The following is a 15,374-nucleotide window of genomic DNA, read 5'->3' as shown; positions in this document are numbered from 1 at the left end:
CAACGCCGCCGTCAGCGTCGTCTTCCCGTGGTCCACATGACCAATCGTCCCCACATTCACGTGCGGCTTCTTGCGTTCGAACTTTTCCTTGGACACAGCTAAGACCTCTTAAATCGTTCTCTACGGAATGGCGGTATCAGGACGCCTTGCGGGCCACGGCGTCGGCGATCTGGGCCGGCGCCTCGGAGTATTTCTCGAATTCCATCGAATAAGTGGCCCGGCCCTGGGTCAGCGAGCGCAGCTGGGTCGAGTACCCGAACATTTCCGACAGCGGGACCTCCGCGTGCAGAAGCTTCTGGCCGGCAACATCTTCCATGCCGCGCACCAGGCCCCGACGGCCGTTAAGGTCGCCCATCACGTCACCCATGTACTCCTCGGGGGTCTCCACCTCGACCTTCATCATCGGCTCGAGCAGCACCGCCCCGGCACGCAGGGCGCCCTCCTTGAAGGCCATGGAGGCCGCGACCTTGAAGGCGTTCTCGTTCGAGTCGACGTCGTGATAGGAGCCGTCGAAGAGACTGACCTTGACATCCTCGATGGGGTAGCCAGCGAGCACGCCATTGCGCATCTGCTCTTCGATCCCCTTCTGCACCGCGGGGATGTAATCCTTCGGCACGACGCCGCCGACGATCTCGTTCTTGAACTCGAAACCGACACCCGGCTCCTGCGGCTCGATCCGCAGCCAGACATGACCGTACTGACCGCGTCCGCCGGACTGCTTGACGAACTTGCCTTCCTGCTCGATCGACTTCGTGATGGTCTCGCGGTACGCCACCTGGGGCTGGCCCACGTTGGCCTCGACCTTGAATTCCCGCTTCAGGCGATCGACCAGCACCTCGAGGTGCAGCTCGCCCATGCCGGAAATGATCGTCTGGCCGGACTCTTCGTCGGTGCGCACCTGGAACGACGGGTCTTCCTGCGCCAGCTTGTTCAGCGCCATGCCCATCTTTTCCTGGTCGGTCTTCGTCTTCGGCTCGACCGCGATGGAAATCACCGGATCCGGGAACTCCATGCGCTCGAGCTCGACCGGATCATCCGGCGAGCAAAGCGTGGTGCCGGTGTAGAGGTCCTTCAGGCCCACCACGGCACCAATGTCGCCGGCGCGCAGCTCCGGGATCTCTTCGCGACTGTTCGAGTGCATCTGCAGGATGCGCCCGATCCGCTCGCGACGGTTATTCTGGGTATTCAGAACCGTGTCGCCCGCCTTCACCACGCCCGAGTAGACTCGAACGAATGTCAGGCTCCCGACGTAGGGATCGCTCATCAGCTTGAAAGCCAGACCCGCGAACGGTTCGTCGTCGGTGGCCTTCTTCTCGATGGGATCTTCGGTACCGGCCTTGACACCCTTAATGGCCTTGACTTCTTCCGGCGAGGGCAGGTACTCGACCACGGCGTCCAGCATCGCCTGGACACCCTTGTTCTTGAACGCGGAGCCGCACATCATCGGCACGATCTCGAGGTCCAGCGTGCGCTTGCGCAGCGCGGCCTTGATGTCTTCCTCGGTCAGCTCGCCCTCGCCGAGGTATTTCTCCATCAGCTCTTCCGAGGCCTCGGCGGCGGATTCGACCAGGTTCTCGCGCCACTTCTCGGCGTCGGCCTTCAGCTCGTCCGGGATCTCGCCGTAATCGAAGCTGATGCCATAGTTGTCGTCATGCCAGTGGATCGCCTGCATCTTCACAAGGTCGATCACCCCCGCAAAGGCGTCTTCCGAACCGATCGGGATCTGGATCGGCACGGGATTGGCCTTCAGGCGCTCGCGCATCTGATTGTAGACGCGTTCGTAGTCCGCACCGGCGCGGTCCATCTTGTTGACGAACGCGATCCGCGGCACTTCGTACTTGGTGGCCTGGCGCCACACGGTCTCCGACTGCGGCTGAACGCCACCGACGGCGCAATACACCATGCAAGCACCATCCAGCACACGCATGGAACGCTCCACTTCGATCGTGAAGTCCACGTGCCCCGGCGTATCGATGATGTTGATGCGGTGCTCGGGGAACTGCTTGGCCATGCCGGACCAGAACGACGTCGTCGCCGCGGAGGTAATGGTAATCCCGCGTTCCTGCTCCTGATCCATCCAGTCCATCACGGCGGCGCCGTCATGCACCTCGCCGATCTTGTGCGACAGACCGGTATAGAACAGGATGCGCTCCGTCGTGGTGGTCTTGCCGGCGTCGATATGCGCGCTGATGCCGATATTGCGATAGCGCTTGATGGGGGTCTTGCGTGCCACAGAGGTGCCTCTTCGTTCTTACCAGCGGAAGTGCGCGAATGCCTTGTTGGCATCCGCCATCCGGTGAGTGTCTTCGCGCTTTTTGACGGCGGATCCCTTGCTGTCGGCCGCATCCATCAGCTCGCCGGCCAGCTTCATGGCCATGGTGCGCTCGCCGCGCTTGCGCGCCGCCTCGACCACCCAGCGCATCGCCAGTGCGTCCTGACGGACCGAACGCACCTCGACGGGAACCTGGTACGTCGCACCGCCGACCCGGCGGCCCTTCACCTCGACCCGCGGACGCACGTTGTCGAGCGCACGCTCCAGCGCGCCCAGGCCGTCACCCTGCTTGGACTCGATCTGGTCCAGCGCGCCATAGACGACCCGCTCGGCGACGGACTTCTTGCCATCCCGCATGACGGTATTGATGAACTTCGCCAGACGATCGCTCCCGAATTTCGGATCGGGGAGGATGTGACGCTTGGGTGCGGCTGCTCTTCTCGACATTGTTTCAGTTCCCGGACTTGAACACGGTTAGGATTTCTTCGGACGCTTGGTCCCGTACTTGGAACGACCCTTCGCGCGCTTCTGCACGCCCTGGGTGTCCAGGCTTCCGCGGACCGTGTGATAGCGCACACCCGGGAGGTCCTTCACACGACCACCACGAATCAGGACCACCGAGTGTTCCTGCAGGTTGTGCCCTTCGCCACCGATATAGGAGCTGACCTCGTAACCGTTGGTCAGCCGCACGCGCGCAACCTTGCGCAGCGCCGAGTTCGGCTTTTTGGGCGTGGTGGTGTAGACACGGGTGCATACACCGCGCTTCTGCGGCGAACCCTGAAGCGCCGGCACGTCGCTCTTCTCGACCGGCCGCTTGCGCGGCTTTCGTACCAACTGGTTGATCGTGGCCATGAAACCCTTTCTCCTAGCCTAAAAATAACGACAGGCCGGTGCCGAGACCGGCCTGTCGAGGGAGCGGAAGTTTAATGCGCGCCCTCTTGACTGTCAACTCGATTCCGCATCACTGCGCGGAATCACCCGATGCTCCGCTGTCGCCGCCGGGCTCGCTCTCCGGCCCGGCCGACGGCCCTTCGGCCGGTTCGGCCTCCGGTGTGCTCTCGCCCACCGTTTCGAATTCGGGCATTTCGAGAGCCCGCCTGCGGCGGCGTTCCTTGTGATAGGCCAACCCGGTCCCCGCGGGAATCAGGCGACCCACGATCACGTTCTCCTTGAGCCCGCGCAGGTCGTCCCGCGCGCCGCGCGTCGAGGCCTCGGTCAGCACCCGCGTCGTTTCCTGGAAGGAGGCCGCAGAGATGAACGATTCCGTCACGAGCGAGGCCTTGGTAATCCCCAGAAGCACACGTTCGTAGGTTGCCGGCTGCTGGTCGGTAGACAGCTTCTCGTTCTCCTCGAGGACGCGAGTGCGGTCCACCTGGTCGCCCGACAGGAAACGTGTATCGCCGGGATCCAGGATGTTGACCTTGCGCAGCATCTGCCGGACGACGACTTCGATGTGCTTGTCATTGATCTTCACGCCCTGCAGGCGATAGACATCCTGGATCTCCTGCACCTGATATTCCGCGAGCGCGGTGACGCCCCTGAGGCGGAGGATATCGTGCGGGTCCAGTTCGCCATCGACGATCACTTCGCCCTGCTCGACACGCTCGCCCTCGAACACGTTCACGGTCCGCTGTTTGACGATCAGCATCTCGTGGGCGTCGCCCCGGTCCGGAGTGATGATCAGACGCTGCTTGCCCTTGGTTTCCTTCCCGAACGAAACCGTACCGGACAGCTCGGCCAGGATCGCCGGTTCCTTGGGCTTGCGCGCCTCGAACAGGTCGGCGACGCGCGGCAGGCCGCCGGTGATGTCACGGGTCTTCGAAGACTCCTGCGGCAGGCGCGCAATGACGTCACCCACCTCGACCCGCGCATTGTCTTCCAGGTTGAAGATCGCGTTGGCCGGCAGCATGTACTGCGCGGGCATGTCCGTCCCCGGGATGTAGACCTCGTTCCCGGCGTCATCCAGCAGCTTGACCGTGGGCCGCAGATCCTTGCCCGCGGAGCTCCGGCTCTTGGGATCGAGGACCACGTTGGAGGACAGGCCGGTGAACTCGTCCGTCTCCTTCGTCACCGTCACGTTTTCGATGAAATCCGCGAGCTTCACGGTACCCGCCACTTCGGTCACGATCGGGTGGGTATGCGGATCCCAGGTGGCAATTTCCTGACCGGCTTCGACCGCATTGCCCTCATGGACCATGATCGTCGCGCCATAGGGAACCTTGTAGCGCTCGCGCTCACGGCCGGCCTCGTCGATCACTCCCAGTTCTCCGGAACGCGACACCGCCACCAGGTTGCCGGACTTGTGCTCCACGGTCTTGATGTTGTGGAGACGGATGTGCCCGGCATTCTTGACCTGGATCGCACTGACCGTGACAGCGCGGGACGCAGCACCCCCGATATGGAACGTACGCATGGTCAGCTGGGTTCCGGGCTCGCCGATCGACTGGGCCGCGATAACCCCCACCGATTCACCCGAGTTGACCTCGTGGCCGCGCGCCAGGTCGCGCCCGTAGCATTTGGCGCAGATACCCTGCCGGGTCTCGCAAGTAATCGCCGACCGCACCAGGACCTCGTCAACGCCCGCGGCATCGAGCTGATCCACCATCGCCTCATCGAGCAGGGTGTCCTTCGGCACCAGCACCTCGTCGGTGCCCGGGCGCAGGATGTCCACCGCCACCGTGCGACCAAGCACGCGGTCGCGCAGCGGTTCGACCACATCGCCGCCCTCGATGATCGGCTTCATCAGGAGGCCCTGTTCGGTACCGCAGTCCGGCTCGGTCACCACCACGTCCTGCGACACGTCCACCAGGCGGCGCGTGAGGTACCCCGAGTTGGCGGTCTTCAGCGCCGTATCCGCCAGGCCCTTGCGGGCGCCGTGGGTCGAGATGAAGTACTGCAGGACGTTGAGACCCTCGCGGAAGTTCGCGGTGATGGGCGTCTCGATGATGGACCCGTCCGGCTTGGCCATCAGGCCGCGCATGCCCGCCAGCTGGCGAATCTGCGCGGCGGATCCGCGCGCGCCGGAGTCGGCCATCATGAAGATCGAGTTGAACGCACGCTGCTCGACCACTTCGCCGTCGCGATTCGTCACCTCTTCCTTGCCGAGGTGCTCCATCATCGATTTCGCCACCTGGTCGTTGCAGTGCGCCCAGATGTCCACGACCTTGTTGTAGCGCTCGCCCTTGGTGACCAGGCCCGAGGCGTACTGCTCCTCGATTTCCTTCACCTGCTCCTCGGCATTCTCCAGGATCGGCTGCTTTTCGTCCGGGATCACCATGTCATCCGCGCAGAAGGACACGCCGGCACGGGTGGAGTAGTAGAAACCGGCATACATCAGCTGGTCCGCGAACACCACGGTGTCCTTGAGGCCCAGGCGGCGGTAGCAGGCATTGATCAGGTGCGAGATGCTCTTCTTGTCCAGCTCCTGATCGATCAGCTCGAAGGGCAGTCCGCGCGGCATGACCCGGGACAGGATCGCCCGCCCGACCGTGGTCTCCAGACGCACGCGCGGGCGCTCGCTCTCGCTCTCGGCATGTTCGGCGTGCGGGTCCTCCATGCGCACGGTGACGCCCGCATGCAGATCGACCTTGCCGTTCTCGTAGGCGCGATGCACCTCGTCAACGTCGGCGAACACCATGCCTTCGCCCCGCGCGTTGACCTTCTCCCGCGACAGGTAATAAAGGCCGAGCACAATGTCCTGCGACGGAACAATAATGGGCTCGCCATTGGCCGGGGACAGCACGTTATTGGAGGACAGCATCAGCGTGCGCGCCTCCAGCTGCGCCTCCAGCGACAGCGGCACGTGCACGGCCATCTGGTCACCGTCGAAGTCGGCGTTGAACGCGGCACAGACCAGCGGATGCAGCTGGATCGCCTTGCCCTCGATCAGCACCGGTTCGAAGGCCTGGATGCCCAGGCGGTGCAGGGTCGGCGCGCGGTTCAGCATCACCGGGTGCTCGCGGATCACCTCTTCGAGGATATCCCAGACCTCGGGGCCTTCCTTCTCCACGGCCTTCTTGGCGGCCTTGATGGTGGTGGCGAGGCCGCGCCGCTGCAACTTGCCGAAGATGAACGGCTTGAACAGCTCCAGCGCCATGCGCTTGGGCAGGCCACACTGGTGCAGGCGCAGGGTCGGGCCGACCACGATCACTGAACGGCCAGAGTAGTCGACGCGCTTGCCCAGCAGGTTCTGACGGAAGCGGCCCTGCTTGCCCTTGATCATGTCGGCCAGGGACTTCAGCGGGCGCTTGTTGGTCCCGGTGATGGCACGGCCGCGGCGGCCATTGTCCAGCAGCGCGTCCACGGACTCCTGCAGCATGCGCTTTTCGTTGCGCACGATGATGTCCGGGGCATTCAGCTCCAGCAGACGACGCAGACGATTGTTGCGATTGATCACACGGCGGTACAGGTCGTTCAGGTCGGAAGTCGCGAAGCGACCGCCGTCCAGCGGCACCAGCGGACGCAGGTCCGGCGGCAGCACCGGCAGCACGTCCATGATCATCCACTCCGGCTTGTTGCCGGACTCCAGGAACGACTCGATCAGCTTCAGGCGCTTGCCGAGGCGCTTGATCTTGGTTTCGGAACCGGTCTCCGACAGTTCCTGGCGCATGCGCGCGGCTTCGGACTGCAGATCCAGCTCCTTCAGAAGGCTCAGTACCGCTTCCGCACCCATCATCGCGGTGAAGTCGTCACCGTGCTCCTCCATCGCCTCGAGGTACTCCTCGTCGGTCAGGAGCTGACGCTTCTCCAGGGTGGTGAACCCCGGGTCGGTCACGATGAAGGACTCGAAGTACAGCACCTTCTCGATGTCCTTCAGGGTCATGTCCAGCAGCAGGCCGATGCGCGACGGCAGGCTCTTCAGATACCAGATATGCGCAACCGGGGAGGCCAGATCGATGTGCCCCATGCGCTCGCGGCGCACCTTGGTCTGGGTCACCTCGACGCCACACTTCTCGCACACCACGCCCCGGTGCTTCAGGCGCTTGTACTTGCCGCACAGGCACTCGTAATCCTTCACCGGGCCAAAGATCTTGGCACAGAACAGCCCGTCCCGCTCCGGCTTGAAGGTGCGGTAGTTGATCGTCTCCGGCTTTTTCACTTCGCCGAACGACCAGGAGCGCACCTGGTCGGAGGACGCCAGGCCAATCCGGATGGCGTCAAACTCTTCCGGCTGGGTCTGCTGCTTGAACAGATTCAGGAGGTCTTTCATTCACTTGCCTCACAGCTAGTTTTCGAGGGGCGCGCGGCGCCCCTTCGGATCACGTTGCGAACGGAGCGGGTCAGTCCTGCTCGAGCTCGATGTTGATGCCCAGCGCCTTGATTTCCTTCATCAGCACGTTGAAGGACTCGGGCACATTGGCTTCCATCTGGTGCTCGCCGTCGACGATGTTCTTGTACATCTTGTTGCGGCCCTGCACGTCGTCCGCCTTCACCGTCAGCATTTCCTGCAGGGTGTAGGCAGCGCCGTAGGCCTCCAGCGCCCAGACCTCCATCTCGCCGAAGCGCTGGCCACCGAACTGCGCCTTTCCGCCCAGAGGCTGCTGGGTTACCAGCGAGTACGGGCCGGTGGAGCGCGCGTGCATCTTGTCATCAACCAGGTGGTTGAGCTTGAGCATATGCATGTAGCCCACCGTCACCGGGCGATCGAAGGCCTCCCCGGTCCGGCCGTCATACAGGGTCGCCTGACCCGTCTCCGGCAGATCGGCGAGCCGCAGCATCTCCTTGATCTCTTCCTCGGCCGCACCGTCGAACACCGGGGTAGCCATGGGCACGCCGCCCCGCAGGTTCCGGCACAGGGTCAGGATCTCGGTGTCCGAGAGTTCATCCAGGTTGACCTTGCGATCACGGTGGTTGTAGATGCGGTCCAGGAATTCGCGCAGCTTCGCGATCTCGGATTGCGCCTCGAGCATGCGGTTGATCTTGTCGCCCAGCCCCTTCGCGGCCCACCCAAGATGGACCTCGAGCACCTGCCCGACGTTCATGCGCGAAGGCACACCCAGCGGGTTCAGGACCACGTCCACCGGCGTCCCGTCATCCAGGAACGGCATGTCTTCTTCCGGCACGATCATGGAGATCACGCCCTTGTTACCGTGGCGACCGGCCATCTTGTCGCCCGGCTGCAGACGACGCTTCACGGCCACGTACACCTTGACCATCTTCTGCACGCCCGGCGGCAGGTCGTCGCCCGCGGCCAGCTTCGCCTTCTGGTGCTCGACCTTTTCGTCAAACGCCGTTTTCTGGTCCTTGAGCTGACGCCCGAGGTCCTCCAGCTGGGCATTCACGTCATCATCCTGCAGGCGGATCTCGAACCACTGGTCACGCGACAGGCCCTGCAGGTATTTCTTCGTCACCTTGGAGCCGTCTCCCAGCCCGTCGGGCCCGCCTGCGGCGGTCTTGTTGACCAGGAGCTTCTCCATGCGCGCAAAGATGTCGTCCTCGTAGATCCGCAGCTGATCCCGCAGGTCCTTGCGCACCGCGGCCATGTCGTCCTCTTCAATGGACTTGGCCCGGGCGTCCTTCTCGACGCCGTCCCGCGTGAACACGCGAACGTCAATGACCGTTCCCTCGACGCCCGACGGGACGCGCAGGGACGTATCCTTCACGTCCGACGCCTTCTCGCCGAAGATCGCACGCAGCAGTTTCTCTTCCGGCGTCAGCTGGGTCTCGCCCTTGGGCGTCACCTTCCCGACCAGGATGTCGCCCGGCTTCACCTCGGCACCCACGTACACCACACCGGACTCGTCCAGCTTGGACAGCAGCGACTCGGAGACATTGGGGATGTCCGCCGTCACCTCTTCCTGCCCGAGCTTGGTGTCACGCGCGGTGCAGTTGAGCTCCTCGATGTGGATGGTGGTGTAGCGATCCTCGTGAACCGCACGCTCCGAGATCAGGATCGAGTCCTCGAAGTTGTAACCGTTCCAGGGCATGAACGCGACCATCATGTTCTGGCCCAGCGCCAGGTCGCCCATGTCCGTGGAGGAACCGTCGGCCAGCACATCGCCACGCGCGATTTCGTCACCAACGGCCACCAGCGGACGCTGGTTGATCGCGGTGTTCTGGTTCGAGCGCGAATACTTGGTCAGATTGTAGATATCCACGCCCGGTTCGCCCGGCTGGGTCTCGTCGTCATTGACCCGCACGACCACACGTCCGGCGTCCGCGGAATCCACGGTGCCGCCACGCCGGGCGACAATCGCCGATCCGGAGTCGATGGCCACGGTACGCTCGATACCCGTTCCCACCAGTGGCTTGTCCGAGCGCAGGCACGGAACCGCCTGGCGCTGCATGTTGGCACCCATCAGGGCGCGGTTCGCGTCGTCATGCTCCAGGAACGGCAACAGCGCGGCGGCTACCGAAACAATCTGCTTCGGCGAGATATCCATGTACTGGATCTTGTCCGGCGAGGAGATCGTGAACTCTTCCTGGTACCGGCAGGACACCAGGTCATCGGTCAGGCGACCGCCCTCGTCCATGGCCGCGTTCGCCTGCGCGATCACGTACTGGCTTTCCTCGATGGCCGAGAGATAGGCGATCTCATCGGTGACGCGCCCGTCCTCGACCTTGCGATAAGGCGTCTCGAGGAACCCGTAACGGTTGGTCCGCGCATACACCGCCAGCGAGTTGATCAGACCGATGTTCGGTCCTTCCGGAGTCTCGATCGGGCATACCCGCCCGTAATGCGTCGGATGCACGTCCCGCACTTCGAAGCCCGCGCGTTCGCGCGTCAGGCCGCCCGGACCCAGCGCGGAGATCCGGCGCTTGTGGGTCACCTCGGAGAGGGGGTTGTTCTGGTCCATGAACTGCGAAAGCTGGCTGGAGCCGAAGAATTCCTTGATCGCCGCCGCCACCGGCTTGGCATTGATCAGTTCCTGCGGCATCAGCCCCTCGCTCTCCGCGACGGTCAGACGTTCCTTGACCGCACGCTCGACGCGGACCAGCCCCAGGCGGAACTGATTCTCCGCCATTTCGCCCACCGACCGGATGCGACGATTGCCAAGGTGGTCAATGTCGTCGGTACGGCCCTTGCCGTTGCGCAGATCGATCAGGACCTTGAGCACGTCGAGGATATCGTCCGTGGACAGCACCCCCTCGCCTTCATCGGTATCACGACCGACGCGGCGATTGAACTTCATGCGGCCGACGGCCGAAAGATCATAGCGGTCTTCCGAGAAGAACAGGTTCGCGAACAGGTTCTCCGCGGCATCCTTGGTCGGCGGCTCGCCCGGACGCATCACGCGATAGATCTCGACCTGTGCCTCCAGCTGGGTCTTGGTCGGATCCAGCCGCAATGTGTCGGACATGTACGGCCCATGGTCGTACTCGTTCGTGTAGATCGTGTCGAACTGCTGAATCCCTTCGGCCCGAAGCCGGTCCAGCAGATCCTGGGTCAGGGCATCGTTCGGGTTGCCGATCACCTCCCCGGTGGACGGATCCATAATCGTCCGCGCGAGCACGCGACCCACAAGATTTTCGTCAGGGAGGTGCAGCGTACGAATCCCGGCCTTCTCGATCTCGCGGATGTGCCGCGGCGTAATCCGCCGACCGGCTTCCACGATGACCTTGTCGCCGTCGGTGATGTCCACCACCGCGGTTTCCCCCCGCAGACGTTCGGGGATCAGATCCAGCTCGCCGCCATTTTCGTCAAGGGTCACCCGGCTGAAATCAAAGAACGTCTCCAGGATCTGCTCGGTGTCCATCCCCAGTGCACGCAGCAGGATGGAGGCCGGCAGCTTCCGGCGACGGTCAATACGGACATACACCCCGTCCTTGGCATCGAACTCGAAATCGAGCCACGAACCGCGGTACGGGATGATGCGTGCGTTGTACAGCAGCTTCTGCGAGCTTCCCTGGGTCTTGCCCTTGTCGGAGTCGAAGAACACCCCGGGCGAACGGTGCAGCTGGGAAACGATCACCCGCTCGGTACCGTTGATCACGAAGGTGCCGTTTTCGGTCATCAGGGGCAGTTCGCCCATGTAGACCTCCTGCTCCTTCACCTCCTTCACCACGGTGGAGCCGGCAGGGGCATCCTTGTCGTGAATCACCAGCCGCAGCAGCACACGCAGCGGGGCCGCATAGGTCACGCCGCGGATCTGGCATTCCTTGACGTCGAAGACCGGCTCGCCGAGCCGATAGCTGACATACTCCAGCTGAACGTGACCGGAGTAACTGACAATGGGAAATACCGACTGAAACGCCGCGTGCAGACCGAGTCCTTCGCGACTGTCCGCACCCCGGTCCTCCTGGAGGAAATTGCGGTAGGAGGTGAGCTGGGTCTCCAGCAGATACGGAACGTCCAGGATCTGGGGACGCTTCCCGAAATCCTTGCGGATGCGTTTCTTTTCGGTATAACTGAGGGCCATGGAATACCTCGGGGGCTAGCAGAACAACGCGCAATAAATCCGCGCCACCACGGGCGGAAGCTGACGGCCTCGCAGCCGCCAGCTCCGCATGCCCGTGACGGACACGTCTGACAACGGGCGTGACGCCCTTGTTACTTCAGCTCGACGGACGCGCCGGCTTCTTCCAGCTCCGCCTTCATCTTCTCGGCTTCTTCCTTGGCCGCGCCTTCCTTCACGGTGGCCGGCACGCCTTCGACCATTTCCTTGGCCTCCTTCAGGCCCAGACCGGTCAGGCCGCGCACGACCTTGATGACGCCAACCTTGTTGTCGCCGAAGCCGGACATGACGACGTCGAACTCGTCCTTCTCGGCTTCACCGCCGCCACCTTCACCACCGCCGGCGGCGGCCGGGGCTGCGGCCACGGCAGCAGCCGCGGTCACGCCGAACTTCTCTTCCATCTCGCCAATCAGGTCCACGATTTCGAGGACCGTCATGTTGCCGATGGCTTCCAGGATATCTTCTTTCGAAACGGCCATTAGTAGGTTCTCCCTGCGGGGCTGCCCGCATTCAGAAATGTGCTAGCGAATAGGATTCCAGGAACCGGGATCAGGCTGCCTGCTTCTGATCGCGGATCGCTGCAACGGTACGCACCAGTTTGCCGGGCACCTCGTTGACGGTGCGGGCGAACTTGTCGAGCGGTGCGCGCATCGTGGCCATCAGCTGGCTCAGGGCCTCTTCGCGGGTCGGCAGGCTGGCGAGGCGTTCGAGATCGTTCGCCCCCATCAACTCGCCGCCGAAGGACACCATCCGTGCTTTCAGCTGATCGTTGGTCTTGGCGAAATCACGCACCAGACGCGCGGCGGAGGATGGCTCCTCCAGGCTGAAGGCCAGAACCAACGGCCCATGCAGCTCGGGCTGCATGCACTCGAAGTCCGTGCCCGCCAGCGCACGCTTGGCGAGATTGTTCTTCACCACGCGCAGATAAACATCCTGCTCCCGAGCCTGCTTGCGCAGCTCGGTCATCTGCGCGACCGAGAGACCTCGATATTCCGCACCCACCGCGGAGTGCGCCGAGGCAGCAATCGCAGCCAGTTCCGTGACAATCTGCTTCTTGTCATCGAGATTCAAAGCCACGTTGACTCTCCTCTGTTGAGACCATCCGGAGATGGTCGTGAACCGGTCCGAAGACCGGTACTCAGGTGCTCCCGTCGCAGGCCATTCCTGAATCGGGTGACACCATCTGCGCAGGCTGGGATATTAAGCGCCGCCATGCGGCCCGCCTGCGGTCTTGGATGGCGTGCCGCTCGCGCGACAGCCGACCAAAGCATTGGATTCCGCCGCGTACGGCGGAATCAGAGATTGAGGGTGGCGCCGTCGACCTTCAGCCCGGGGCCCATCGTCGTCGAGACCGTGACTCCACGCACGTACTGGCCCTTGGAGGTCGCCGGCTTCATCTTGATCAGATCCTGCAGCAGCGCGTTCAGATTGTCCTTGAGGGCATCCGCCTCGAAGTCGGCCGCGCCGATCGTGCAGTGGACGATGCCGCCCTTGTCCGTGCGGTAGCGGACCTGCCCGCCCTTGGCGTTGGTCACCGCCGTGGCCACATCCGGCGTCACGGTACCGACCTTGGGGTTGGGCATCAGACCGCGCGGACCGAGGATCTGGCCCAGCTGACCCACCACGCGCATCGCATCGGGCGAGGCGATCACCACGTCGAAATCCAGCTGACCGGCCTTGACCTGTTCGGCAAGGTCATCCATGCCGACCACATCCGCGCCGGCCTCTTTGGCGGCATCCGCGTTATCGCCCTGGGTGAACACCGCCACGCGAACGGTCTTGCCGTTGCCGTGCGGGAGGACCGTGGAGCCGCGCACGACCTGGTCGGATTTCCGCGGATCCACTCCCAGATTCACGGCGACGTCGACGGACTCGCGGAATTTTGCGGTGGCCAGCTCGCGCAGAAGGGAGAAGGCCTCATCGGCGGGATACGCACGAGTCGGCTCCACCTTCTCGCGGATCGTCTGCATGCGTTTGCTCAGCTTCGCCATCTCAGAGACCCTCCACATCGATGCCCATACTGCGGGCGCTGCCGGCGATCGTCCGGACCGCGGCGTCCATGTCGGCGGCGGTCAGATCCGGCTCCTTGGCGCGTGCAATCTCTTCCAGCTGCTCGCGCGTGACCTTTCCGACCTTTTTGGTGTTCGGCTCACCCGAGCCGCTCTGGATTCCGGCGGCCTTCTTCAGAAGGATCTGTGCCGGCGGGGTCTTGGTCACGAAGGTGAACGACCGGTCGGAATACACGGTAATCACCACCGGGATCGGCAGACCGGGCTCCATGTCCTGGGTCTCGGCGTTGAACGCCTTGCAGAACTCCATGATGTTCACGCCGCGCTGACCCAGCGCGGGGCCGACGGGGGGACTCGGGTTGGCCTTGCCAGCCCCGACCTGAAGCTTGATGTAGGCTTCGATTTTCTTTGCCATGCTGACTCCCTCGGGTACAGGCGCCTCGCGGCTCCCCGATCAAGGTGTTGAACGCAGAATGCGTCAGGTTTTCTCGACCTGATGGAACTCGAGCTCCACCGGGGTCGAACGACCGAATATCTGGACGGCCACCAGCAGACGGCTCTTGTCGTAGTTGACCTCTTCGACGACACCATTGAAGTCGTTGAAGGGCCCATCGATGACGCGAACCATCTCGCCAACTTCAAACAGGACCTTCGGACGTGGCTTCTCCGCGCCCTCTTCCATGCGGTTGAGGATGGCCTCGGCTTCCTTTTCGCTGATCGGGGCCGGGCGATCCGCCGTTCCCCCGATGAATCCGAGGACGCGAGGGACCGCCTTCACCAGGTGCCAGGCCTCGTCGCTGAAATCCATCTGGACCAGCACGTACCCCGGAAAGAACTTCCGTTCACTCTTGCGCTTCTGGCCGTCCTTCATCTCCACGACCTCTTCGGTCGGGACCAGGATCTGGCCAAAATGGTCCTGCATCTCGAAGCGCTCGATGCGCTCTTCCAGCGACCGCTTGACCTGGGACTCGAAGCCGGAGAATGCCTGTACTACGTACCAGCGTAATGCCATGGGGTAGATTCCTGATGCCTATCCGATGAAGCGACTGACGGACCACCCCAGGAACATGTCCAGGAGCCAGAGGAAGATCCCCACCACGATGACGACGGCGATCACGACCAGGGTTGTCTGGGTCGTTTCGACACGGGTCGGCCAGACCATCTTGCGTACTTCGGTGCGGGCGTTGCCCATGAAGGCGCTCAGCTGTCGGCCTTTGTAGGTGGTCATGCCGATCCCGGCGGCCACGGCCACGACAGCAAGCAAACCGACCACGCGCACGAGCGTCGATTCGTCCTGGAACCAGTAGAAGCCCATGACGCCGGCAACGAGCAAGGCCACGACCACGGCGAGCTTGACGGTATCCAGCGCGCCGCTGCCTTCCGATTGTTCAGTCATGAAATCGTCTCACCCGGTGCTTGCCGCCATCGTAAAAGATGGCAGGCCAGGAGGGACTCGAACCCCCAACCTGCGGTTTTGGAGACCGCTGCTCTGCCAATTGAGCTACTGGCCTGTAATCGTAGAAGGCAGACACCCGCGATTGCAGCGGGTGCAAACGCGGGTGACGTGCCAGCTGACTGCTCAGTCTATCACTCGATAATCTTCGAGACGACGCCGGCGCCCACGGTGCGGCCGCCTTCGCGAATCGCGAAACGCAGACCGTCTTCCATGGCGATCGGGCTGATCAGCGACACCGTCAT

Annotated in this window: 12 protein-coding genes, 1 tRNA gene and 1 pseudogene; all 14 read right to left on the bottom strand. The window is 63.2% G+C overall.

Going from position 1 to position 15,374, the window contains the following annotated elements:
* The coding region (locus G020_RS15140) for a GTP-binding protein (RefSeq protein WP_018873918.1) at positions 1-96 on the bottom strand (96 nt) is incomplete at its 3' end.
* Positions 97-136: 40 nt separating this feature from the next.
* The gene (gene fusA / locus G020_RS0113875) at positions 137-2,233 is read right to left on the bottom strand and encodes an elongation factor G (RefSeq protein WP_024330003.1); all 2,097 of its coding nucleotides are present in this window, start codon (positions 2,231-2,233) and stop codon (positions 137-139) included.
* Between the two features lie 18 nt (positions 2,234-2,251).
* Positions 2,252-2,719 (bottom strand): 30S ribosomal protein S7, encoded by a 468-nt coding sequence (gene rpsG / locus G020_RS0113870; RefSeq protein WP_018947936.1) that lies wholly within the window; start codon positions 2,717-2,719, stop codon positions 2,252-2,254.
* A 27-nt stretch (positions 2,720-2,746) separates the two neighbouring features.
* On the bottom strand, positions 2,747-3,124 hold the full coding sequence (gene rpsL / locus G020_RS0113865) for a 30S ribosomal protein S12 (RefSeq protein ID WP_018871349.1): 378 nt from the start codon (positions 3,122-3,124) through the stop codon (positions 2,747-2,749).
* A 109-nt stretch (positions 3,125-3,233) separates the two neighbouring features.
* Positions 3,234-7,481, bottom strand: coding sequence for a DNA-directed RNA polymerase subunit beta' (rpoC, locus tag G020_RS0113860; RefSeq protein ID WP_024330002.1), 4,248 nt, complete (start codon positions 7,479-7,481; stop codon positions 3,234-3,236).
* Positions 7,482-7,551: 70 nt separating this feature from the next.
* Positions 7,552-11,631: a DNA-directed RNA polymerase subunit beta gene (rpoB, locus tag G020_RS0113855; RefSeq protein ID WP_024330001.1), complete on the bottom strand. Its 4,080-nt coding sequence runs from the start codon at positions 11,629-11,631 to the stop codon at positions 7,552-7,554.
* A gap of 131 nt (positions 11,632-11,762) precedes the next feature.
* The gene (rplL, locus tag G020_RS0113850) at positions 11,763-12,146 is read right to left on the bottom strand and encodes a 50S ribosomal protein L7/L12 (protein WP_018947939.1); all 384 of its coding nucleotides are present in this window, start codon (positions 12,144-12,146) and stop codon (positions 11,763-11,765) included.
* Positions 12,147-12,216: 70 nt separating this feature from the next.
* Positions 12,217-12,738 (bottom strand): 50S ribosomal protein L10, encoded by a 522-nt coding sequence (rplJ, locus tag G020_RS0113845; protein WP_018871345.1) that lies wholly within the window; start codon positions 12,736-12,738, stop codon positions 12,217-12,219.
* 224 nt (positions 12,739-12,962) lie between these two features.
* Positions 12,963-13,658: a 50S ribosomal protein L1 gene (gene rplA / locus G020_RS0113840; RefSeq protein WP_018871344.1), complete on the bottom strand. Its 696-nt coding sequence runs from the start codon at positions 13,656-13,658 to the stop codon at positions 12,963-12,965.
* Position 13,659: 1 nt separating this feature from the next.
* On the bottom strand, positions 13,660-14,091 hold the full coding sequence (gene rplK, locus G020_RS0113835) for a 50S ribosomal protein L11 (RefSeq protein ID WP_018871343.1): 432 nt from the start codon (positions 14,089-14,091) through the stop codon (positions 13,660-13,662).
* Positions 14,092-14,154: 63 nt separating this feature from the next.
* A complete protein-coding gene (gene nusG, locus G020_RS0113830; protein WP_018947940.1) occupies positions 14,155-14,688 on the bottom strand; it encodes a transcription termination/antitermination protein NusG in 534 nt (177 codons plus the stop codon).
* Between the two features lie 18 nt (positions 14,689-14,706).
* A complete protein-coding gene (secE, locus tag G020_RS0113825; protein ID WP_018871341.1) occupies positions 14,707-15,072 on the bottom strand; it encodes a preprotein translocase subunit SecE in 366 nt (121 codons plus the stop codon).
* Between the two features lie 39 nt (positions 15,073-15,111).
* Positions 15,112-15,187 (bottom strand) — tRNA-Trp (locus tag G020_RS0113820).
* 76 nt (positions 15,188-15,263) lie between these two features.
* Positions 15,264-15,374 (bottom strand): annotated as a pseudogene (locus G020_RS15135) (elongation factor Tu); the annotation flags it as partial.

The sequence above is a fragment of the Thioalkalivibrio sp. ALR17-21 genome (genome assembly GCF_000420185.1).
Taxonomy (GTDB): domain Bacteria; phylum Pseudomonadota; class Gammaproteobacteria; order Ectothiorhodospirales; family Ectothiorhodospiraceae; genus Thioalkalivibrio; species Thioalkalivibrio halophilus.
This window is presented reverse-complemented; position numbering and strand designations above follow the sequence as displayed.